This is a genomic window from Bifidobacterium sp. ESL0827, from assembly GCF_052606685.1.
The window spans coordinates 550,209-573,653 of sequence record NZ_CP199597.1 but is presented as its reverse complement, the minus strand read 5'-3'; the positions used below and the strand labels follow the sequence as shown (position 1 = coordinate 573,653).

The following is a 23,445-nucleotide window of genomic DNA, read 5'->3' as shown; positions in this document are numbered from 1 at the left end:
CGGCCGATATTTGCCAAATGATTTTCCTCAGATTATGTATGTCATAGTCTGGCCGTGGTTCAGCCTAGTGGAACCGTGAGGAGAATACCGAAATGAGCAAACACAGCGCCGAACGAGCTGTGCGTGTTGCCACGGCGGCAACGAGCATTGTACTTGCCCTTTCTTTAGGAGCAGTATCTGGTGCCAGGACATACAGCTCTTATGTGACCACCGTACTTGGTGGGAGCCCTTTCACAATAAAGGATACAGAAAAAGCCAATAAAATTTACGAAGCCAGGGGCAATGGAATGCCCCTCTCCAAATGGAAGACCAAAGCAGACTCGCTTGTACAGACGGTTGCCGGTGAAGGCATCGTGTTACTGAAAAATGATGCGAACACGCTACCACTGGCAAAGGGCTCGAAGGTTACTCTGTTTGGCAGATCATCCACCGATTTGGTCCTGGGTGGTACTGGAGCTGGAGGCATAGATCCCGACAGAGCCGTCGACCTCAACAAGGCTTTGACCGCAGAAGGGTTCAAAGTCAACAAAACTATGTGGAACTTTTATCAATCCTACAAGGGTAAGCCTGGTTATATTCGTTCCAATGGAACATACATGGGCACACTACCCAAGGATGTGCATATAGCCGAACCACCCGTCAGCGAATACACAGCAGCCGTTCGCCAATCATACGATACCTTCGCAGACGCAGCCATCGTAGTGTTCTCACGCGTAGGCGGTGAAGGCTCTGACATGCCAACTGGTAAATTCGGCGACGGAAACCGATACCTTGCCCTTCAGGACAGTGAAAAGCAAGTGCTCAAGGAAATCCATGACAGCGGAAAATTCGGGAAAGTCATCGCGCTTATCAACACATCCAATGCCATGGAACTCAGTTGGATGGATCAAAACCAATACGGCATCAATGCATCCTTGTGGGCAGGCGGACTCGGACAAAGCGGAGCCAGAGCAATAGCCAGGATATTGGATGGCACAGTTAATCCTTCAGGCCGCCTGGTTGACACCTATGCGTCAAATTCGTTCTCGGCACCTGCCATGCAAAATTTCGGAGACTTCACCTTCACCAACGGCCAAGCTATCAACAAACGTATTGGTCCTGCCAACAAAGGCGACAAATATCTGGTTTATCGCGAAGGAATTTATACAGGATATCGTTATTATGAAACCCGATATGCTGACAGTGTCCTCGACCCGGAAGGGACAAAGGCCAATTCGTCCTCTGGCGCCTTTGCAGACAAAACTTGGAATTACGATCGTGAAGTAGTGTTCCCGTTCGGATATGGTCTCAGTTATGGCAATAGTGAAGGTCATCCTTTCCAGCAACAACTTGTTTCCTCTTCTGCAGACGAGCGGGGAGCGACTTTCGAAGTCAAAGTGACCAACACAGGCAATGTTTCCGGCAAGGACGTCGTACAACTGTATGCACAGCAGCCGTATCAACGTGGGGGCATCGAAAAATCGGCAATTCAACTTGTTGGCTTTGACAAGACACCGGTTCTTCAACCTGGGCAAAGTACTTTGGTCACTATCAAAGTGAGAGCACGCGATTATTCCTCCTACGATGCGCATACTTTGAAAACATATGTTCTTGATCAGGGTGATTTCTACTTTGCTATTGGCAACAATGCCCACCAAGCACTGAACAACATCCTTGCTAGCCGTGGAGCGAATCCCGCAAGAATGGATGAGCATGGTGATCCAGGATGCGTACATCTGTGGCACAACGAAAAGCCTATCAAGTTGGACAAAGCCTACTCAGGCAAAGTCATCGGCAACATATTCCAATCAGCCGGGCTGGAGCATTATGGAAAGCGAACAGGGTATCTGACACGCAGCGATTGGACAACATTCCCGAAACCATACAACAAGCTCAAAGCCACCGATGCGATGATTCATGATATAGATGCCGCTGGCGGATATCAAGCCGGAGACAAGGATACATCATCGATCACCACTAAGGCCAAAAATGGCTTAACCTTCGCTCAAATGCATAAGGCTCGGTTCAATGATCCAAGATGGGAAAAACTACTTGATCAAATGAGCGTGGATGATTTGGTGACTTTGGTAACACGTTCTGGACAGGTCGCAATTCCATCAATTTCATTCCCTGCTCAATTCATGAAAGACGGGCCTCAAGGCAACAACGTCAGACCATATGTAGAGGATGGAAGCAAGGCAACTGGATATTGTGGTGAGGTTACTGATGCTTCTACATTTAACCGTTCTCTGATACATCAGGAAAACGAAGCAAAGGCAGAGGATTGGATAAGAACGGACACAGCAGGTGCTTATGCTCCTGCGATGAATATCCATCGCACACCGTATTCTGGGCGCAACTTCGAGTATTACTCAGAGGATGGCTACTTGTCAGGCGAATTTGCCTATGAAGCAGTCACGGGATTGCAAAAACACGGTGTTGTGGCCTTTGCCAAGCACTTCGCCATGAATGATCAGGAAACCAACCGACAAGGCGTATGCACATTTGCCGATGAGCAAACCATCAGAGAGATCTACCTCAAAGCTTTTGAACGACCTTTCACTGATGGCCACGTTAAAGCCACAATGGGCTCGTTTAACCGCATTGGATGCATATGGACCGGAGCGCACCAAAAGCTGATCAAAAACCTGGTCAGGGGTGAATGGGGATCTATGGCGATTGTAGATACTGATATGGCTATTAACCCAATCCTGCAGAATGCCGGCGCCGGGTTGGAAGCAGGCAACACCATGTGGGCGACCTCAGCATCCACCTTCCACGACCAGATTGTCAAGCAAGCAGCACACGATAAGAAAATGCTGTCCAATTTGCGCCAGTCCGGACATATCATTCTTTACACCTTTGTCAACAGCAATGGCGTCAATGGTCTGTCCACAGCTTCAAGGGTGGTAAAAGTGACTCCGCCATGGCTGAAATTGGCTTATACGGTAGTTGGGTTGCTATGCGTGATCGATCTTGCACTCTTCATAACCCTGATTCGAAAGAGCAGAAATTCCGCTCATATCACTATTGAAAGCGACAATTGAAATGAATAAGGCGATAACCAATTTTGTTTGCATAGCAACAGCAGCAATCGCTCTTATCACATCACTGGTCTATATAACCTCCAAGGCCCAAGGCCACGTTATTGCGATAATGCTGTTCCTTATACTCGGGGCACTGCTTGAAATACTCTTACTGTTCAACCCGGGCTGGAAGTTTGTGGAGTATATCCCCTTCTTAAGTCTACTTGCAGCCGGATTATTATTTACCAAGTCAGGAGCTGATGAACTTTATGCGATCTTCTCAAAGATGAACATGGAGGGACTCAGCACCTCCTGGATTGTATCAGCCGTGCTCATTGTGGTGACTCTGATCCTAGCTGGTGCTACCACGGTTATTTACCCATACAGAAACAAGTGAAACCTGGCTATGTTCGTTCATATCCGTTCCCTTTTGAACACTCCGGTAGACTGCATCAATGTTGTTGGGACAGGCGCAATTACAATAATCTCGGTACTCGATGTTCTGAGATATGTAACATACGGATCGTTATTGCCTGTATTGACAATCGCATTCGTCGACCTGTGCTCCATACTCCTATGCGTTCTGACCGTAATGACACATTGTTCACCAATACTGATCCTGGTGGTTGGCATAAACCTTGCACTTGGAGATTTTATGAACAATCGGGGAACGGCTATGGACAACATAGCTTTCTTCGTTATCGCAGGTATTGCATTTCTAGCAGCTTGTATGGGCAGTTTAGCTATGGCAAAAGGCCATACCAAGATTGATTTGGTTGCCTGCCGGAAAATCCTGGCTGTATTGATTGTGCTTTGTGTAACAGCGGCCACCTTATGGCAGACATGCATGACCCTAGCCAGGGACAAAACTCAAGCCGGGCCAAGTATATGGTCGGTCCCAAGTGAGTTCGAATCAACGTCCAATCACCCTGGCACTGTCCGGCCCCTTAGGTATCGAACCCATGCCTACAGCAGCGACGGACGCGAAGTTCAGAAAACAGCCTACGTTTACCTTCCTTTCAAATACGATCGGCACAAGAGCTACGACATCCTTTATCTCATGCATGGAACAGGAGATAGCGCTAGTTACTGGCTTAAGAAGCATCCCGAAAATGTTCACATGGTTGATCAATTGATCGATCATCGAATCATCAAGCCAATGATTATCGTTACCCCTTCTTTTTATGTTCAAAATGATGCAAAAGACCATCTGGATACCTTGACGTATTCTTTCGCAAAAGAGCTCCGCAGAGATCTTATGCCTGCGGTCGAGTCCCGCTATTCCACTTATGCAAAAAAAATCGATGACCAAGGATTCCGAGCAAGCCGTAATCACCGAGCGTTCGCTGGCCTGTCGCGAGGAGCAGTCACCACCTACCATTCAGCAATAGAGCAAAATCTAGATTATTATTCCTGGTTCGGCACATTTAGCGGCAGCCGAACCAGTGCACATGAGTTCAAAACAACTGCCTGTGCTTACCCGTTTAGCACATATCCAATCCATTACCTATATGCATCAAGCGGTAGTTTTGATTTCGCTTTGGCAGGACAACTTAATGACTACCGTAACCTGCTCAAGGTTGACAACAGACTGGAGCCAGGCAAAAATACCCGATTCGATGTATTTCCTATGCGATACCATTCCTCTGGCAATTGGCATTTGGCCCTATACAATTTTTTACAGTGTATTTTTCACAATTAAACCGATTAAGAGAGACATATACAGATCGGTCATGCCGACAAAAAGTCCAATGGATTGTCAATGAACCTGCGCAAGCCCACCTGGGCCGCTCCCCTCAGAGCCGGATAATCAGCCGCCAAGGGCATCAACACACGAATATTGACCGCATCCCGTCCAAGAGAAAGCTCATTCAAACGTCGCTCAAGACGATCAGACAATTCAGAGCCAAAATTAGACCAGAACCCTCCTAGAATCACGGTATCGACATCAACTATGTTAATTACGGTAACAATTACAGAGATCATGGCATCCAATCCACGATCTATGGCATCAACTGCGTTGGCATCGCCCTGCTGCCAACGCTTGTAAAGTTCATCCATCGATTCAGACTTCACGGCATCATCCCCGGAAGCTATGCAAGCTGCCTCAACGAGAGCTCGCCGCCCTGCATAGGTTTCTAGGCATCCTCTACGCCCACAACGACAAGTAGGACCATTTAAATCCACAGAAACATGGCCAAGCTCGCCGGCGAAACCGTGATCTCCCGTCTCTACAGAGCCACGACGGACCACCGCACCTCCAATGCCGATATCCGTGGATAAATAGATAAATGAATCTGTAGGGGCAAGTGTGCACTCATGCGAACTTGTCAATCTTTGCGTTGCCTGTCCTGGAATCTGCGATAATGCGGCAAGTCTTGCCTCGTTGCCCGCTCTTGGTTTTAATCGTCTGACCACAGAAAACTGAGTCAGATCCAAGCGTTCCCATCCGAGATTCCTCGCCATGAGCAAGGTATTATCATCGGTTACCAACCCTGGCAAAGCCAGACCAGAACCCACCAGGCGATAGTGCTTATGATTCAGAGTCTTCTCAATAGGTCTAGACAAATCATCGAGTTCATCGAAAATATCCTTAGGATTAGTTCTTCGCATATCGTTATGAATCCATTTGGCATCGATAACCCTGCCATCCAGATCCAAAGCCATGCACCCGAAACCGTCAGTGTTGATCTGCAGACCTAAACCAGCCCATCTGCCATGAGCCACCGAAAGCGGTGTGCTTGGCCGTCCATGGGTCGCCTGAGAAATATCAGGTTCACCTTCACGAACAACATGATTATTGAGCAGTATGTTTGCCAGGAGCGACATGGTGGCCTTGGTCAGCCCGGTGGCCTTGGCCAGATCCGCCCTGCTGAGCGAGGTAGGCGACCGCAGAATGGTGTCGATGATGACCGAGAGGTTGTGGTTCCTCAAATCATCCTGATTGATAGAGCGCAGGGCAGTCACGGTTCAACAACCTTTCATGAACGAACATAGGCCCGCTGAATCCTGGGCCTCTTCAACATCTTACGTTCGAATCGGACGGCAGGTCAGCAATTGGAGGGCCCGGACCAAGGTCATTTAGTTTATCGATTTAATAATTGAGATACTATGGTGGAGTACTCCAATGACCGGAGCCCAGAAAGCAAGGAGGCTGACATGAATGAGATCCTGGTGGCGGGAGTGGACACATCGACCCAGTCCTGCAAGGTAAGGGTCACCGAGGCCCGGACCGGTCGGCTGGTCCGTTTTGGCAAAGCTCCTCACCCGGCAGGCACCAGCGTTGATCCCATGGCCTGGTGGAAGGCCTTTCAAGAAGCTTCAGCACAGGCGGGAGGTCTGAACGACGTTTCAGCCATCAGCGTTGGTGGCCAGCAGCACGGCATGGTATTGCTGGACCGTCAAGGGCAAGTGATCAGAGATGCCCTGCTCTGGAACGACACCCGTTCGGCTCCTGATGCCGATGAGCTCATCATCCGGCTAGCCAAGTCAAAGACCGGAGAGGCTGGAAGCGCTCAGGCGGAAAATGACGGTGCAAGCAAGAACCCGGACTCGGACCGGGACCTGGCCATGCGCGGCAAACAAGCCTGGGTGCGGGCTGTAGGCTCTTCCCCCGTAGCCTCGCTGACCATAACCAAGGTGGCCTGGGTCAGCCGGGTTGAGCCCGATAATGCCAGGGCCATCGCGGCCATATGTCTCCCCCACGACTGGCTAAGCTGGGCCATCGCCGGTCATGGCCCAGCAGCCAACCCGGGGACCGAACCCGGGCTGGAGGATCTCTTCACCGATCGCTCAGATGCTTCCGGCACCGGCTACTACGACCCCGCCGCCGACCGCTACCGGCGTGACCTTCTGGACATGGCCCTGCCTGAAGACATGGCCGAACGGGTGATCCTACCTAAGGTTCTTGGCCCCCACCAGGTCGGAGCCAAGGCCGACCCCCGCATCGCCGGCAGGGATGTACCCGGCGGCTGCATCATCGCACCGGGTGGCGGCGACAACGCTATGACGGCACTAGGACTGGCCATGCAGGTGGGCGACGTCTCCATCTCCCTGGGAACCTCTGGTGTCGCTGCAGCGGTCAGCCCGGTTCCAGCATATGATATGAGCGCCTCGGTGACAGGATTTGCGGATGCGACCGGCCACTGGCTGCCCCTGGCCTGCACCATCAACGCATCACGCATCCTGGACGCGGGTCTGGCCGCCCTGGGCACGGATTATGACGGTCTTGCTGAGCTGGCGGAGAAGTCCACGCCGGGTGCCGAAGGAATCACTCTGATTCCCTATTTCGACGGCGAGCGCACCCCCAACCGCCCTGATGCCCACGCCAGACTGGAGGGGCTGACCCTGGCCAACACCACGCGCCCCAACCTGGCCAGAGCATTCGTGGAAGGACTGCTCTGCTCCCAGCGCGACTGTCTGGAACTGCTGAAACGGCTTGGCACCACGGTCTCCAGAATTCTCCTGGTCGGCGGCGGCGCCAAGTCTCCAGCAGTCAGAGCCTATGCCCCAGGAATCCTAGGGATGGATGTCCAGCTGCCGCGGCCGGACGAGTATGTGGCCATCGGTGCGGCCCGCCAGGCAGCCTGGGCTCTGACTGGAGAAGAGGAGCCCCCCGTCTGGTCGGTGAACATCGACACCACGCTGACGGGAGACCCGTGCGAGCAGGTCTACCAGCAGTATCTGCGCTGGCGGGGATGAAAGGCCCCGCAAGCCTGGGTCACTTGGAATGGACTCGCAGATGCAGTCCGAAGACCAGATCGGTTTCATTCAAGCGGTAAGCTGGATCCAGCTCAGGTCCGCAGCTGTTGGAGCCTACGCCGCTTGTGGCATAGTCCAGGCAGAGCACGGTCGAGCCGCACTCCTCCAGCTCGTAGTCGTGCCCTTTGGCGGTCAGCTCCTCCTGCGTGTAGGGGGAGCAGTTGAAGCTAATGGGTCCATCCCCCGCTGCCTGCAGCAGGGAGCAGTCATCCTCCACCAGGACGTAGTCGCAGCCATAATGGGAGCCGTTCTCCTGGGGACGCAGGTAGTGCTCGACCATGCCTGACGCAGTGTCACGGAAGACTCCGTAGTGGCTGGCACGGTGCATGTCCCGGTAGCTCTCGTAGGGCCCATAGCCGCAGTAGGTGACCCGCTGCAGGCTCTTGGGCAGGAAGAGTCGCAGGCCGAACCTGGGCAAATAGGGGAACTCAGGATCCCGATGCAGCTCCATCTTCAGATCCAGCCCACCCTGGTCGCTCAGGGCCCATGTGGCAAGGATACTGCCCATGGGCTGGATGGAGGGTGCCACCAGAGACAGTGCAGCCTTGATGGTTGTCAATCCCCTGTCCTGATCGGTCTGCAGCTGACAGGACAGGGCCCTGGTACTAGCCCGGTCATACTCGGCTTTACGCCATTCCTCCTTAATGATGGCATCGTTGTCGATAGGCGCCCGCCAGAGGTTGACCTCCATAGGGGCAGTCAACAGGGAACGGTTGTCGATGCTCATGGATTCCACCATGCCGGTGCGGCGGTTGAAGACGTAACGCCAGTCGGACCCCTCCACATCGAAGCGGGTATCAGTCTGCCTAATCACCGGCCGGTGAGCACCCCGGGCTCCACTACCAGGATCGGCACTGATGACCCTGGCCACGCCATTGGGGCGTTCAGGCATCCCCATATCCGCAGCTTCAAGCTGGTCAAAGCCCAGCGAATGCCCTTGTGGAAGCACGGGATCGGTCTTGGCCAGGATGTACTCCACCAGCAGGGTCAGACGGCCATGCTCGGGCGGATCCATGGGCGGCAGGCCTACGGTGCCCTCAGCATGGGGTGCGATGTGCAGGCCGGTTCCCCGATCCAGCTCCGGCGTCCCGGAAGCCACCGGCTCCCCATCACACAGGAGGGTCCACGTCAGACTCAGGTATTCATCCAGGAAGGTGAAGTCCAGGTAATTGTGCAGGGTGAGCAGCTTAGTCTGCGAATTGTATCCGACCAGACGGGCCGGGCGGAAGACATTTTTGAACTCCCTGAGGCCGGTGTGGGGCCGCCGATCGGGATAGACCAGACCATCCATGCAGAAGTTGGCATCATGGGGGTACTCGCCGTGGTCTCCCCCGTAGGCGTAGATCCGATGGCCCTTGCGGTCTCTGCCCTGGTCGATGGCATGGTCTGCCCACTCCCAGATACAGCCGCCCAGAAGCCCGGGATGTGCCTGAATGACCCGGAAGTAGTCTTCCAGATCCCCTGGGCCCAGCCCCATGGCATGGCAGTACTCACAGAGGAAGTAAGGCTTCCGACCTCCATCTCCGTCATCCCCGTGGCTGCTGATGCCGTGAGGACCTTCCGGCGTGAAGTAATCCTCAATTTTCTTGATGCTGGGATACATTCGCGAGGTGATGTCCAGATTACTGTAATCCAGATCCTTCCGGGGCGAGCCGTGGATGGCCGACTCGTAGTGGGTCAGACGGGATGGGTCCCGAGATTTGGTCCAGGCCAGGGCTGCTTCGATGCCGCAACCGTATCCGCTTTCGTTGCCCATGGACCAGATCAGAATCGAAGGATGGTTCTTGTCCCGCTCCACGCTGCGCTGGACCCGGTCGACGATGGCCTTAGTGAACCGAGGCTCGTCGGTGATGCGACCATTCCAGTAATCGGGCTCCTTCCATTCCGGACTGTGATAGAGGGTCTCGATGCCATGGGTTTCCAGGTCGGCCTCGGCGATCAGATAGAAGCCCAGCTGGTCGTAGAGGGCGTAATACTGAGGGCTGTTAGGGTAATGGGAGGTGCGGATGGCGTTAACGTTGTGCTCTTTCATCAGGGTCAGGTCGCGCATGATCTGCTTCTGATCGATGGCAAAGCCGGTGCGCGGATCTCCGTCATGCCGGTTGACCCCGTGGATCTTGATGGAGCTGCCATTGACCTTGACCACCTGGCCGTCCACGCTGATGGTACGCAGACCGATGTACTCGGTAATGACTTCGTCGGGGTGCTCCCCCGGAATGGGCTCATTTGAATCGCCGGCGTCAGATGTGCTGGCTCTGGTCGATAACGTCAGCCGGTAGAGTTCAGGGTCCTCGGCATTCCAGAGGTGAGGATGGTTGACTTTCAGGACAAATTGCGCATGCTCCTTGCAACCCGTCAGCTCGGCCCGGGCCACCTCAACCCCATTGGGATCGTTCAGCAAAGCCTGAATGTCCAGAGCGGCATCGTCATGACCAGATACGCCGGTCGGATCCAGATCCACGGTCACACAGGCATGATCCATGTTCTCATCGAGGTCGGTGTGGACGAACCAGTCGCGCAGACGTACCTTGGGCCGACGCAGGATGTAGACATCGCGGAAGATGCCGCTCATGCGGAACTTGTCCTGATCCTCCAGATAGCTGCCATCGCACCACTTGAGCACAAGAACGGCCAGCTGATTGCGGCCCTGCCGCAGATGGTCGGTCACATCGAACTCGCTGGTGGCGTGCGAGACCTGGCTATAACCAATCAGATCTCCATTGACCCAGAGGTAGAAGCAGGAGTCCACCCCCTCGAAATTAAGCAGGGCACGAGGAGCCGAGGGATCGGGCTCGTAGTCGAAGGCGCGCAGGTAGATGCCGCAGGGATTGTCGGCAGGCACCCTAGGCGGATCGAAGGGGAAGGGATAACGCACGTTGGTGTACTGGGGGTTGTCATAGCCCTGGGTCTGCCAGACTCCTGGCACATGGATGGGCTTGTAAACTCCTCGGCCCGCATCCCCAGAAGGAATGTAGTCGCCTTCGAAGAAGACCGGATCCTCAGCCTCGATGGCGGACTGGACTTCGGCATCCAGCTGGTCGATGCTGGCGTAATAGCGGAAGTCCCAGTCTCCATCCAGATCCAAGTACCGGTCGGAGCGCCTTCGCAGGTCGCCACGCAAGTCCATGGGTGCGCCGGCCGGCACATAGTAGGCACGGTTGGGTTCGGTCCCCACATGCAGTGTGGCTGGATCCTCGTAATAACGTGGTATGAACATGACGACTCCATCCTCCTCGGTGGCCTTGGCAGCAGACGTTTCACAGGTATGACTGTTTACGCTCACATGCGACCATGATACCGGTGCCATGGCACACAATTTCCTACGCCTGTCACAGGCGTCATTGAACCGGACGTGCCGTGCTCTCGCGAATGACCAGCTTAGGTGTCAGGATGCGACGGTTGCCCCCCACCTGCTCCCCTCGGAAGATCTTCAGCAGGAGGTTGGCCACCTTGGTCCCGTAAAGCCCGGCATCACGGTGGACCGAAGTGATGGAGGGATAGGTGCTCTGGCAGATGAAACTGTCCTCGAAGCTGACCATGGCAGGAAGACTCATATAGACCGAAACAGGGGCCGCAATCTTATTGTCAGACTCCTGACCTGCCACAGACGCCATCCTGCTTTCCAGCATCGCTCGCAGACTTGCCGCAGCCATGATTTCGTTCTCGTAAATAAAAGCCGTATACGGATTCTTACCCGATGACAGAAGAAGAGTGAGGGCTGCAGCCTTGTCTGGTGTGAAGTCAGTGAACTCCACTTTCGGCTCCCCCAGGTTCCTTCGACGGACGAACTCTTTGAAGGAGGAGACACGGGCGCGGCTATAGTCAAGGTTTTCATCCCCCGACAAGTAGGCAATCCGTGCATGCCCACGCGAGCTCAAATGGTCCATGATCGTCGTCATGGTTCGCGAATCGTCGATTGACAGTGAGGGCAGGTAGTTGTTCGAGTCTGGCCCTCCGGCCAAGACTGCGGGCAGACCCAGATTGTGCAGGAGCCGGGGCCTGGGATCATCGGAGAGAAGATCCACCAGCACCACCCCATCGACGCGCTTGCGCCGGGCCCAATCCCGATAGGTGTCCAGTTCCTCATCCAACGTGGCGCAGGGGCGAAAGAGCAGGCCGTAGCCCGACCGGCTCAGGGAGGCGTGGATGCCGGCCATGAAGTGCAGCATGAATCCTTCAGTCTGGAAGGCATCCATGGACCTGGCGGGAGCGAAACCGACAGTCATGGTCCTTGAACTGCCCAAAGCCTGGGCAGCATATGCTGGCTTCCATCCCATCCTGGCAGCTGCTTCGCGAACCCTGCGCTTGGTCTGGACTGAGACTCCGGGCTTGTCATTGATGGCGAAGGAAACCGCGGTCTGGGATATCCCCAGCTCGTTGGCTATGTCCTTTAGGTTGACCCTGGCATCGTCCATTTCCCTATGAACAGACGAGCCCTTTCTGGCTTCTGTTTCTCCGCCATCGGACTCGCCGTCCATGCGCCACCTCATATCAACCATCCTCGTCGACACCCGTGATCCGGCTCGGCCGACTCAGCAGAACAGACTGCCTGCCACACGCTTTGGGCTTATACGAATATCGGCCTTTAACCCTAATTTAGACCCTCATCCGCACAAAACCATGGTCAACAACTTCGCCTGAGGCCAAAGCGTTTGTTATCGCTCACATTCTAGCCTCAGACAATACCAAGAGTCGAATCTGGAAACCGCGGGTATGCAGCAGTCAAGATGCTTGGGTGGACCGCTTGGGCAGATAGACGGCAGCATGCCTTCGATCGGGCTTGATCAGGACTTTTTCCGTAGAAGGGAGGGATCGGATACAGCGCTGTAAGAGCTTCCGCCAACAGGTTTGATGGCGATGCACTCACTGATGCCCCTGTCCTGCAGCCAGCTGCTATCCGCCGCGTGCAGGGATGTGACCAGGGCCGGCCTTGCACCTTGACGGCTGAGTTCCATCCACTTGTTGAAGATGGACCCGCCAGGCGCACAGGCAGATCTCAGCAAAGGATCATCGTGCTCGTTCACGTCCACCACCAGAGCGGTGGACCTGGAACGAGAGGCCTCCTTGCCGGAGTAGTCCTTCGCCACCTGAGCGAAGGCCTGGCCTATGGGCTTGAGACGCTTCTCTTGATCGAACAGACCCAGCTGATGCTCAAAGGGTGGAAAATCACCGAATTGTTGGTCGACGTCATGCGAGCACCACCAGGTGATGCCGAACATGTCGCTGCAATCGAGAGCATGCTCCACTGAAGACCTGCAAAAGTCAGCGGCCTGATCTGCTCCCATTACATTGAGCGGGGCACCGATCTCCTGCAGCCAAACCTGCCGATGGGGCTGATTGGCAAAGGCCTTCGACAGTTCCACCAGGTACTCGGCATGACGCGTGCTCTCCTCGGCCAAGGGACCGCACTCCTGCGCGGCGCCGTTGAAAACCCAGGAATGAATGCAGGTCATGTCTCCGATGTTGGACGCATATCGAGGAAGAAAAGCGTGGCCATCCTGATACCAGGCTGCATCATTTTCGGAATGCAGAAGCACCCGGCCTTCCTGGGATGCCTTCTCCCTCAACGGGGTCAACAACTCCAGCAGCCAGTCTTCAGCCTCCTTGGAGGTGGAGGGCATTCGACGCGGATGGACACGGTCAGTGAACTGGTTGCATTCGTTGCCTATGGTCAGACCGCGGAAATGCGGCAGGTCCGCCAGGGCTTCATAGACTGATGCGACCAGCCGGGCCTGAGCCTGAACTGCATCCGGATCCGTGAACATATTGGTTTCATGCCATGAGACAAGCCAGGAGGGCACGAAATCAAAACTGGACATGTGCCCTTGAATCACATCCGAATAGACATCCAACCCTCGTTCATCCGCCAGGGTGGCCATATGCCTCAGGTCGTCCAGAGCGGCACGGTTGATCCAGGTTCTGTTGGGCTGGAGCAGCGTCCACAGCGGGAAGATGCGGATATGATCCAGCCCAATGGAAGCAATGTCGTCGAGGTCTTTGGCGACGGCATCCCAATCCGGATGCAGCCAGAAATAGAACCAGTTATGGGAGGGGGTGTAATTGACTCCAAATTTCATGATGATGCTATTCCTTGATGCCACCCTGTTCCAGACCACGGAAGAAGTAGCGTTGGAAACAGGCGAAGAAGACCAGGATCGGTATCAGGGAGACCAAGGCACCCGCTGCTATCAATCTGGGATCCGAAATGAACATGCCCTTGAGTCGATTCATGCCCAGTGTGAGCGTGTAGTTTGACTCGTCGGAGATGACGATCAGGGGCCAGAGGAAATCATTCCAGGCGCCCACGAAGGCGAATATGCCGACGACAGTCATGGTACCTTTGACCTGAGGCACGCAGATCCGGTAGAACCGCTGCCAAAGATTGGCGCCGTCCACTTCTGCCGCCTCCTCCAGCTCGTCCGGAATGCCTTTGAAAGCATTGGTCATGAGCAGAATGTTGACAGCGCCCACCATGCCCGGCAGGGCGACAGCCAAAAGGGTGTTCTGCAGTCCGACGCTTCTGACGATCAGGAACTGAGAGATGACCACGCCCTCGACGGGGATGACCATGGTGCCCATGAAAATCGTAAAGAGCAGATTGCGCCCCCGCCACTTAAGCCGACCCAGCGCATATCCGGCCATGGTCGAGAAGATGACGTTGCCGCCTATGGAAAGGATGGCGACAATTACTGTGTTCATCATATACCGGAAGACCGGGACCTGCCTGAAGACGGATATGTAATTGTCCCAAGTGGGCGTCTTCGGGATGATATAAGGCGGAACCGCATAGACGTTGTCGCCCTTGCCCTTGAAGGAAAGCGACAGCTCCCAGACGAAGGGCCCCACCAGCAGGATAAAGACCAGTATGAGCACAAGGTACTGAATGACCTTGCCAACAGTGACTTTGGAGTGACTGCTTTTCATGAGTCCTCCCCCCGCTTCTGGATGATCTGCTGAAGAATCAGCATGGCTCCAACCACAACCAAGACAATCAGCGACAGAGCGCTGGCATAGCCCGTTCTGGCCTGGATGCCCGTGCCCTCCTTCTGGATGAGCATGGACATGGTGATGTCCTCGCCGCCGGGACCAGCCGTGCCGTTGGTGAGCACGTAGATTTCGTTGAACACGCGGAAGGCCGCGATGGTCGACAGCATCATGATCAGCACGATGGTGGATCTCACTCCTGGGATGGTGACATACAGGAATTGTCTTACCGGTCCTGCCCCATCCAGCGAGGCGGCCTCGTAGAGTGAGGCGTCGATGTTGGCCAGGGCGGTCAGGTAGATGACCATGTAGTATCCCAGACCCAGCCATATGGTGACGAACATGGATGTGAACAGTATCAGCCAGCGATCACTGAGGAATGGGATAGGGCTGTGGATGATGTGCAAGGACTCTAGAACCGAGTTGACCAAGCCCTTGGGGTCGAGCAGGTTGGTCCAGATCATTCCCACCACTACGGCCGACATGACCACGGGAGTGTAGAAAGAGGTCCTGAAGAACCCCATGATCCTAGAGTTCCCCTTGACAAGGTTGGCCAAGATCAGTGGAAGAATGACCATAAAGGGGACCACGCAAACCACGTACAAGGTGGAGTTGAGCAGCGCGGTCCAAAAATAGTCGTCATGCACGATCTTTACGAAGTTCTCGATGCCTACGAACTTGCCCGGTCGCAACAGCGTGGAATCGGTAAAGGCCAGCCGACAGGTATTCAGCGCAGCGACGATGACGAAGATGAAGACGATGGCAAAGGCCGGGAAGACAAACAGGTAGGGGGCCAGGGTCGTGGTCCAATGGGTCCCCTTGCCGCCTTGGACTCCGGCCTGGGGCCCGCCATGCCGGCCGAGGGCAGAAGCCTTCGGCCGAATGGCGGAAGAGTCAGCGCGGCTCATAGTTACTGCAGCTTCTCGTTGGCGTACTTGACGGCCTTGTCCAAAGACTCCTTAGCGGTCTGCTTGCCCTGCAGGGCCAGAGCGGCCTGCTGTTGCAGATAGTCCTTGCCATTGGCATCGGTGAACTCGGCAGGACGGCTTGAGTACCCGTTCTTTACGGAGTTCAGAGTAATTTTCAGGGCCTTGCCCTGAACATCGCTGGTGTCGATGTTGGCGTAGTAGGGATCATCAAGACCGCCCTTGCTGGAGGGGAAGGTGTTGGACTTCTTGGCGAATGCTAGCTGGTTCTTGGCATTGGTTACGTACTGGACGAAGTCCAGGGCGAGCGTCTTGTTCTTGGTCTGGGCGTTGACGGCCAGCATCTCATAGGCCAGGCTGGCAGACTTGCCCTGATCGCTGATCTTGGTGCCCACAGCCAGATGCTTGTACAAGTCAGGAGAGTTCTGCTTGAAGTCAGCCGCCGAGTAAGCGCTACCGCCCATGGCCACGATGGAGCCCTTCTGGAAGAACTCGCCCTGCTGAGACCATTGTGCGCTCAGAGCCTCCGGCGGGATTCCCTTCTTGTTGTAGAGGTCGACGAAGCGCTGCAGATGCTTGACAGCCTCGGGGGAATTGAAGATGTACTTGGTGTGGTCCTTGTTCATGATGGGGATCCCGGCCGATGCATAGTCATCGACGGCGCCACCCAGCATGGTGGACATATAGGCCCCGCAACCGCTATTGACCATGGTGTCTGCCTGAGAGAAGTAGTCGTCCCAGGTCACAGGCAGCTTGTTGGGGTCCAGTCCGCACTTCTGCATGAGCTCGGTGTTGTAATAGGTCGGTCCATCGTTGACGTACCAGGGGAAGCCATAGGCTCCCTCCTCGATGTCCTTGCCCTTGAAGGTGACTGCATTCCAGGCATTCTTGTAATAGTTGTTTTGGGCCTTGGGAGCTTCTTTACTGATGTTCATCAGGGCCCCGGCCTTGGCCAGGCCGTACATCAGTGAGGGGCCGGCATCGATGATGTCGGGCAGGGAGTTGGCTGCTGCGTCGGCGGACAGCTTCTGCTCATAGTTGTCCGAGGGCTGATCGATCCACTTGATAGTGGTGCCGGGATGCGACTTCTCATAGGCCGCAATCAGGTTTTTGAAGTACGGAGTGTACTTGTCGTTCTTCAGGTTCCAGGTCTGGAAGGAGATCTCGCCTGACGGCTTGCCATCTTTCGACCCGCCTGAACTGCTGCTGCTTCCTCCGCACGCCGCCAACGAACCCGCCATGGCAGTCGCGCAGATCAATACTGCTACCTTCTTCAGTGCTCTCATCGGAGCTTCCTTTCTTTTTACTACTCACTTCTTTGTGGAGGCTTCCGACCGGTCCAAATCGACGAACGAACCGGCCGGACAGACACCCCCGGTCAGGCGATCAGCGCCTGGAGAGTCTCAAGGTGGTGAACTGGAAGGGAACGAGATCCAGCAGGGCCCCGTCAGCTTGCCCACCCTGTTCGGAGCACAGGCCAGGCCGCACGCCTTCGGGCACAAGTCCGTCCTCCAAGGAGTTGGTCTCTTTCACAGTCGTGCCCTGCAGGACGGACCCAGTGTGCAGCCTGGCCTTGGAGGGCGACGAATCCGGGTTGTAGACCCTGACAATCACATCGCCGCTGTCGTCATCAGCCGTCTTGATCCAGTCGATGACGGTAGTACCCTGGATATCCTCGACGCCAGCCAGGGGCTCAACGGCAGGCAGTCCATGATGGAAGACCGGAGTGTTGAGGGCATAGGCTGCTTGCAGGATGTCGGCCTGGGTGTCCCCAGGGACGATGGACCAGGCAAAGCTGTGCTTGCCCCTGTCGGTATGCGGATCGGGAAAGACTGGAGCGGACAGGAGGGTCAGTCTGACCAGGGTACCCGCCTCTTTGCCGACCTTCTCGTCATAGTGGATCGGCGTGGTATCGCCGCCGTATGTCGAGGCGTTGACCACGCCGACGGCAAGGTCGTCGTCGCTGATCCTGACGAATCGGTGCGTGCAGCTCTCGAACTGGGCCTCTTCAGCAGCGTTGTTCTTCTGAATGGGCCTGTCGATAAAGCCGTACTGGCACTCGAATTGCGCATATCTGGCCTGAACGGCGACGGGAATATCCACCTTGAGCAGCTGCTCATCCTGGTGCCAATCCACATCAGCCGTAAAGTCCAACTGCCTGCCGCCCGGGGTCAGCCCGATCGTGGTGACGATTGTGGTTTCGCCATGCCGGCGTGATACCTGAACACCTGAATCCAAAGCCTCCATGGTGACTGGATCATCGACCGGAGAAGCAGTTAGCAGAGCATCGCGCTCCAGATCCCAGGCATCCCACATGTAGGGCTCATCCTTGAAGAGCTCGTATCCACCCACCGAGGAGCCCTGCGGGACCAAGTCCCTGCCGGAGGTCCTGTCAAGAATGGAATGGACTTCGCCATCCGAAGCGACGACGGCACGAATAAGACCATTATCCATAACGAATCCGTCGCCCTCTTGGCTGACTTGGACAGGCCTGATGTCCTCAGACCCCTCCTGGGCCTGGACTGGCCCGACGGCCTCCCAAGCCGTCTGGCCCTTGCCGTCCATAGGTACCAGCTTGGCATCAGACACCATGGAAGCCTGCGGCTGGGCGGAAGCTATAGCGCGGGCAGCCTCATCGCCAATCTGCTCCAGGCGAGCGATGTCCCTGCGGTAGTCTTCCCTGGCCAGCCTGTGCACCCAGGAGATGGCGGAACCTGGAAGAATGTCATGGAACTGGTTGAGCAGAAGCGTGCGCCAGATTTTGTCCAGCTCCTGACGCGGGTAGGTGTACGAGTCATCGACCAAGCCGGCGTAGGTGCACAGGTATTCGACCGTGCGCAGCATGGCCTCCTCCTGCCGGCAGCCCCGCTTCATATCCTGCTGAGAAGTCAGGGTCTTGCGGTGCAGCTCCAGGTAGAGCTCGCCCTTCCAGACGGGCATCTCGGAACCGGCCTCCGCGCGGATCTCTTCCTCGGACTGGCGGAAGAAATCTGCTGGAGCCTGATATCGCACCTTGGCCGACCCCTCTACATCATGCAGGCGCTCATAGCGTCCAAGCATCTCCCTGGTAGTGCCGCCGCCGCCATCGCCATAGCCGAACAGAACCAGGGCCTTGGTTGAGATGTCCTTGTCCTGGTAGTTTTCCTGAGAATGGTTGAGTTCACGGGCCGTCATGCTGGAGGCATAGGTATCCATAGGAGGGAAATGCGTGAAGATGGCCGTGCCGTCGATACCCTGCCAATCAAAAGTATGATGCGGGAATTTGGTTGTATCATTCCAGGAGATCTTCTGCGAGAGGAAGGAAGTCATTCCCGCACGGCGGGCAATCTGTGGGAACTGGCCCGTATAACCGAAGCTGTCCGGCTCCCAGACCACGGTCGTGTCTACCCCCAGATGCTCCCGGTAGTACCGCTTGCCATAGGTGAACTGGCGGGTCAACGACTCCCCTGATGGCAGCATGCCGTCGGACTCCACCCACATCCCTCCGACGGGGATGAACCTGCCTTCTTGGATGCGTTGCTTGACACGAGCGAAGAGATCAGGATGATCCTCCTCCAGCCATGCATACTGCTGGGGCGAGCTCATGGCATAGATGAATTGAGGATCGCGCTCCATCAGCGCAAGCATGTTCGAAACAGTCCGCGCAACCTTGCGTCTGGTCTCTCTCTTGGGCCAGAGCCAGGCGGAGTCAATATGGGAATGGCCCACTGCCGCATGGTCCAGGGCACTGGGGGTCGCCGGCACTGCCAGTACACCAGCCAGGGCCTGCCGAGCCGGTGCGAGTGTGGCGAGGTCACGCTCATCATAGATATTCAGCGAGCGCTGCAGGGCCTTGCCCAGACGCCAATACCGAGGTTGGCTCTCGTTGCATTCGCGGATCAGCTGGGCCGTGACCTCGAGATCCATGTAGTAGTTCCATGCCTCATGGTCAAAATGGCAGACATCCATCTGCTTGAGGACATTGGGCTCATCTGCACGACCTGTGGTTCCCTCGCCCAGCTGCGTCTCCACGAATGCGGGGGTGCCAAGCAGGAGCGGATTGCAGGCCGCTTCCAGATAGATGGTAAAGGTTCCATCAGGGTTAATAACCGAAGCCTCGTCACGGGTCGGATTCCCGTCCAGGTCGGTCCCGTCGAGCGGAATCCAGCGGTTGCGAGGATTAACGGCCTTGATAATCGATCCATCGCTCCTATAGGCCTGGGCTTCAAAATGGCCGCCGGGCGCATCAGGATGCCAACCCAGGTCGACCACCAGCTCGATCGGGGCCCTTGTCGCCCAGTCGGCATCGACGCGGCCGGTCACCTCCATCCAGGTGGTCCCCCAGGTCGTGCCCCAGGTATCCCCCAGGGAGAGAGGCCGAAAGTCCACGCTCTTGCTCTGTACTTTCTCGAAGAACTCCGATGACGGTATCGGTTCCCCGGAAATGACGAAAGAGCGGACTTGGACCTTGCCCATGGGCCGCTCAATCTTCGGTAGCACGCGTTGACGCATGACACGGTCGCACTTGTCAAGCACGCGTTCTATCTTCAGCTGCATCCTCACAACCTCCTCGTAGGTCCGCTTCGCATCTCTACTAAAGCGGTTTAGTTTAATTGTACCTTATCCAATCTCTAAACGATACCGTCTCGGAGAAAATGGCGTGTTAGCTGTTCACAAGTTCGAAATGTGACACAAGCCTGCCTTTCACAAGGATGCATTACTGGCAAAAGCGATATAAGAACATTTTCGAAACCTGCTCACGCTTCATGAAAACCCCAAACTTATGACAGTTTGCATTCTTCGACCACACTTTCAGCATTATGCTGCAGCTTCTCAAAATGGACTCTTGTTCACCGTTCGCGAATCGGCAACTTCCAGCGGTCAATGTCCGAGATTGTATCTTTACCGCCTATATGTTGAAGCGGCATTTTGCAATCAACGGTCCCCCTTAAAATCCGAAATGCAGCCTAAACAATCGGGACAGGCTATCAACAATAAAAGAGGGTCCAGGTGCCGGAACGCAGAAGGACCCTCAATCTTTCAAATGGCCGTCACTCCTTGTTCATGGCAGCCGAGAGGGCCTTGGTCCATTCGAAGGTTGTAGGTTGAAGCTTGTCGTCGCCACGGCGCACTCCATCCCTATCGACGGCATACTCAAAAATGCCGCCTTTTTGTGCGCCATCAGCCCCGTTATCAGGCTCCCAAAGAGCGTACTGCATGGCCCTGCTGGTCGACATCGGCTCTTCGGTGTCATACCACCATCCGCCACGCTCCTCATAGAACGAGAAACCCGGAATGTACTGTCTGCTCTTAATCGTGCCCTTGTAGGTCTCCCAGTCCCGCTGGAGGGCCCCGACCGAACGCCCATAAGCGTCGGCGAATACGTAAGAGACCACGTCGGACACTCCTCTATAGAGGCTGTTGGTCCCAGGTTTGTTGGTGTTATAAGCAAAGATGGAACTCGGCTCAGGTGACTTGGGCCCGTAGTAGCTCGACATGGCCCTGAGAACCCCCGTGGCTCGTTGAACATCAGTAGAAGTCATGCTCGCCTCGGCATTGACGACAAAGCCGTCAAGTCCAGGGAAATAAAGATAGGACTTCTTGAGCTCGCTGGCGCGTTTGGCGTATCCCTCTGCATTGCTCTCCATGGGCGAGAGAGACTGATGGTCATGAGGATCGTTGAAATCATCCTTATAGAAAAGGCTGATATCCAGACTCCTGATCACTTTCGTACCCTGCTTGTGCAGGGACTCAATTTGCCCAGGAAAAGTGTCCCAGAAGGCCTGAGTGGTCTCCGGGTTAGGGAAGGCGATAGCTATGTCCACCTGCTTGGGCAGATCCGACATCGAATTGAAATTGACCGTCGGATCCGAATGCGTATCCCTCCAGGCTCTAAAATAGGCAACCGTCATCTCGTGGGTCTTCCCCTGAACAGCAGGCTCAGCCCAAGCAGTAGCCGCTCCTACCGCGGACGTTCCGGCTAAGGCCAGAATGGCTATTGATGCCGTTATCAATCTCCGGATTTTCATGGTTGATCTCTTTTCAAACTTGCCTTTGCTTTAACAGAAGCAGATAAAATGTCGATTCCCTCCTCTCCATAGCATCGACGCTTCGCTTCTACTCCTTGACTGCACCTGCAAGCAGGGTTTGATTGCCAATGTATCTATTCGTAACTTCGTAAATAATCAGAATAGGTATCGAATACAGCAGCGAGAAAGCTGCCAGCTGGCCATAGGCAACCGTGCCATGCTGCCCGAAGAAGGTGTATATGCTGACGGCTGCCGGTTCCTTATCCGGAGACATCAGAAGCATGAAGGGAACAAAGAAGTTCCCCCAGTTTCCAGCGAATTCCGAAATAAAAATAACCAGAAGCGATGGAACCATCAGAGGCACGACCACATGGAACAGGGCCTGCATTCTCGTGGCTCCATCCACCCAAGCAGCTTCCTCCAAGGTAACCGGGACAGAATCCATGAAATTCTTCATCATGAAGATGCCCTGCGGCAATCCGCAGGCAGTCATGAAAAGGATGGTCCCGGTCAGTGAATCAATCAGGTGAAGCTGAACGAATATCCCGTAAACAGGGACCATCATGGCTGTAATCGGCAAACAACTGGCGAAGAGGATGGCGTTAACGGTCCGGTTGGTGGTCTTGGAACGGAATCTGGAGAGAGGATAGGCTGCCAGGACCGAAAAAGTCACCACCAGGACCGATGTACCAATACTGATAATCAGCGAGTTGACAATAGGCAACCCGAAGGTCTGCATGTTGAATACCTTCACGAAGTTCTGGAAGGAAAAACCCAAGTTGAACGAAGACAGGGTTGCATGCGTATTGAAGGAGGCCACCAGCAGCCAGAGCATAGGCGCAGCGAATAGAAACCCTATTAGGGCTGTCAGTACCGCAGCGACCAGCTTCATCCAGTCATACCTGTGTGGCGCGTTCATCCGTGGATCAAGAGTGGCTTCAGTCTTCATCATTCGTCCTTAGCAGCTTGATATAGAGCACCGAGAAGAGGGCACCCACGACGACCAATATCACCGAGATGGCGGTTCCATATCCCAACTTCGAGAAGTTGAAAGCCTCCAGGTAGGCAAGAACGGGAAGGGTGCTCGAATTCGTGCCAGGTCCCCCGCCGGTCAGCACAATGATGATGCTGAAGACAGAGAGCGTCTGCAGGGTGATCAACATCAGATTGGTAAGAATCGAGTGCCGCATGATAGGCAGCTTGATTCTGAAGAAAGACTGCCAGGCGTTCGCGCCGTCTATCTCAGCGGCTTCGATAACATCCTTGGAGATGTCGTTCAGTGCAGCTTGATAGATGAGCATGGAAAAGGCAGTGCCGCGCCAGACGTTCACAATGATGACGATGGTCATTGGATGGTAGTAAAGAAGAGCCGACCAATCAGCTCCCACCACCTTGCCCAAAGCGTCAAGAGTGCCTCCGCCAGCAAAGAGCGCATAGGCGCAGTAGCACCCGACAATGTCCGGAATGACCCAAGCCAGAACCACTATTGAGTCCACGACCTTCGTCAGTCTTCTGGGCGCTTTTTGACTGAGCAGAGCCAATACCATGCCCAGAATGTTCTGCCCAATTAGTGCCGAGGCTAGGATCAGAAGAATGGTAAGCCAGAGGGACTTGGGAAAAACAGGATCCGTAAAGAGCGCTACATAGTTCTTCAGGCCGACAAAGTGTGGGTTGACAGCCGTTGAGCCAACCATTGAATAGTCGGTCAGCGACGCATATAAGGACCATATGATTGGGCCAAGCAGGAAAAGCACCATCATC

Annotated in this window: 15 protein-coding genes; 4 read left to right on the top strand and 11 right to left on the bottom strand. The window is 55.1% G+C overall.

Annotated elements, in window-relative coordinates; genetic code table 11:
* The first annotated feature begins 92 nt into the window (after positions 1-92).
* The 3 genes from ACUIAI_RS02110 (at position 93) to ACUIAI_RS02100 (ending at position 4,707) form a co-directional block, all read left to right on the top strand.
* The gene (locus ACUIAI_RS02110; protein WP_445342486.1) at positions 93-3,026 is read left to right on the top strand and encodes a glycoside hydrolase family 3 C-terminal domain-containing protein; all 2,934 of its coding nucleotides are present in this window, start codon (positions 93-95) and stop codon (positions 3,024-3,026) included.
* Between the two features lies 1 nt (position 3,027).
* Positions 3,028-3,402, top strand: coding sequence for a hypothetical protein (locus tag ACUIAI_RS02105; RefSeq protein WP_211120963.1), 375 nt, complete (start codon positions 3,028-3,030; stop codon positions 3,400-3,402).
* A gap of 279 nt (positions 3,403-3,681) precedes the next feature.
* Positions 3,682-4,707, top strand: coding sequence for an alpha/beta hydrolase (locus ACUIAI_RS02100; RefSeq protein ID WP_254477018.1), 1,026 nt, complete (start codon positions 3,682-3,684; stop codon positions 4,705-4,707).
* A 29-nt stretch (positions 4,708-4,736) separates the two neighbouring features.
* Here the strand turns inward: ACUIAI_RS02100 and ACUIAI_RS02095 are convergent, their stop codons facing one another.
* Positions 4,737-5,972, bottom strand: a complete 1,236-nt coding sequence (locus ACUIAI_RS02095; protein ID WP_445342485.1) for an ROK family protein — start codon at positions 5,970-5,972, stop codon at positions 4,737-4,739.
* 192 nt (positions 5,973-6,164) lie between these two features.
* Between ACUIAI_RS02095 and ACUIAI_RS02090 the strand changes: the two genes are divergently transcribed.
* Positions 6,165-7,706 carry a xylulokinase gene (locus tag ACUIAI_RS02090; protein ID WP_445342484.1) on the top strand — a complete coding sequence of 514 codons (1,542 nt, stop codon included), beginning with the start codon at positions 6,165-6,167 and terminating at the stop codon, positions 7,704-7,706.
* A gap of 19 nt (positions 7,707-7,725) precedes the next feature.
* Here ACUIAI_RS02090 and ACUIAI_RS02085 read toward each other — a convergent pair whose 3' ends face one another.
* The 10 genes from ACUIAI_RS02085 to ACUIAI_RS02040 all read right to left on the bottom strand — a co-directional run bounded on the left by ACUIAI_RS02085 (position 7,726) and on the right by ACUIAI_RS02040 (position 23,378).
* Entirely contained in the window at positions 7,726-11,049 is a 3,324-nt protein-coding gene (locus tag ACUIAI_RS02085) for a glycoside hydrolase family 2 TIM barrel-domain containing protein (protein WP_445342483.1), read from the bottom strand.
* Positions 11,050-11,104: 55 nt separating this feature from the next.
* Positions 11,105-12,181, bottom strand: coding sequence for a LacI family DNA-binding transcriptional regulator (locus ACUIAI_RS02080; protein ID WP_445342793.1), 1,077 nt, complete (start codon positions 12,179-12,181; stop codon positions 11,105-11,107).
* Between the two features lie 369 nt (positions 12,182-12,550).
* Positions 12,551-13,843: a glycoside hydrolase 5 family protein gene (locus tag ACUIAI_RS02075; protein WP_445342482.1), complete on the bottom strand. Its 1,293-nt coding sequence runs from the start codon at positions 13,841-13,843 to the stop codon at positions 12,551-12,553.
* Between the two features lie 7 nt (positions 13,844-13,850).
* The gene (locus ACUIAI_RS02070) at positions 13,851-14,690 is read right to left on the bottom strand and encodes a carbohydrate ABC transporter permease (protein WP_445342481.1); all 840 of its coding nucleotides are present in this window, start codon (positions 14,688-14,690) and stop codon (positions 13,851-13,853) included.
* Complete coding sequence (locus ACUIAI_RS02065; RefSeq protein ID WP_110412629.1) at positions 14,687-15,658, bottom strand: carbohydrate ABC transporter permease; 972 nt, start codon at positions 15,656-15,658, stop codon at positions 14,687-14,689. Before ACUIAI_RS02065 ends, ACUIAI_RS02070 begins: the two co-directional genes overlap by 4 nt.
* Before the next feature lie 2 nt (positions 15,659-15,660).
* Positions 15,661-16,962 (bottom strand): ABC transporter substrate-binding protein, encoded by a 1,302-nt coding sequence (locus tag ACUIAI_RS02060; protein ID WP_254477013.1) that lies wholly within the window; start codon positions 16,960-16,962, stop codon positions 15,661-15,663.
* Between the two features lie 100 nt (positions 16,963-17,062).
* The gene (locus ACUIAI_RS02055; RefSeq protein WP_445342480.1) at positions 17,063-20,212 is read right to left on the bottom strand and encodes an alpha-mannosidase; all 3,150 of its coding nucleotides are present in this window, start codon (positions 20,210-20,212) and stop codon (positions 17,063-17,065) included.
* A gap of 494 nt (positions 20,213-20,706) precedes the next feature.
* On the bottom strand, positions 20,707-21,684 hold the full coding sequence (locus ACUIAI_RS02050) for an EndoS/ChiA family endoglycosidase (RefSeq protein WP_254477011.1): 978 nt from the start codon (positions 21,682-21,684) through the stop codon (positions 20,707-20,709).
* Between the two features lie 88 nt (positions 21,685-21,772).
* Positions 21,773-22,636 carry a carbohydrate ABC transporter permease gene (locus tag ACUIAI_RS02045; protein WP_254477010.1) on the bottom strand — a complete coding sequence of 288 codons (864 nt, stop codon included), beginning with the start codon at positions 22,634-22,636 and terminating at the stop codon, positions 21,773-21,775.
* Positions 22,623-23,378, bottom strand: a complete 756-nt coding sequence (locus tag ACUIAI_RS02040; RefSeq protein ID WP_254477009.1) for a carbohydrate ABC transporter permease — start codon at positions 23,376-23,378, stop codon at positions 22,623-22,625. The genes ACUIAI_RS02045 and ACUIAI_RS02040 overlap by 14 nt, the downstream gene beginning before the upstream one ends.
* Positions 23,379-23,445 lie beyond the last annotated feature (67 nt).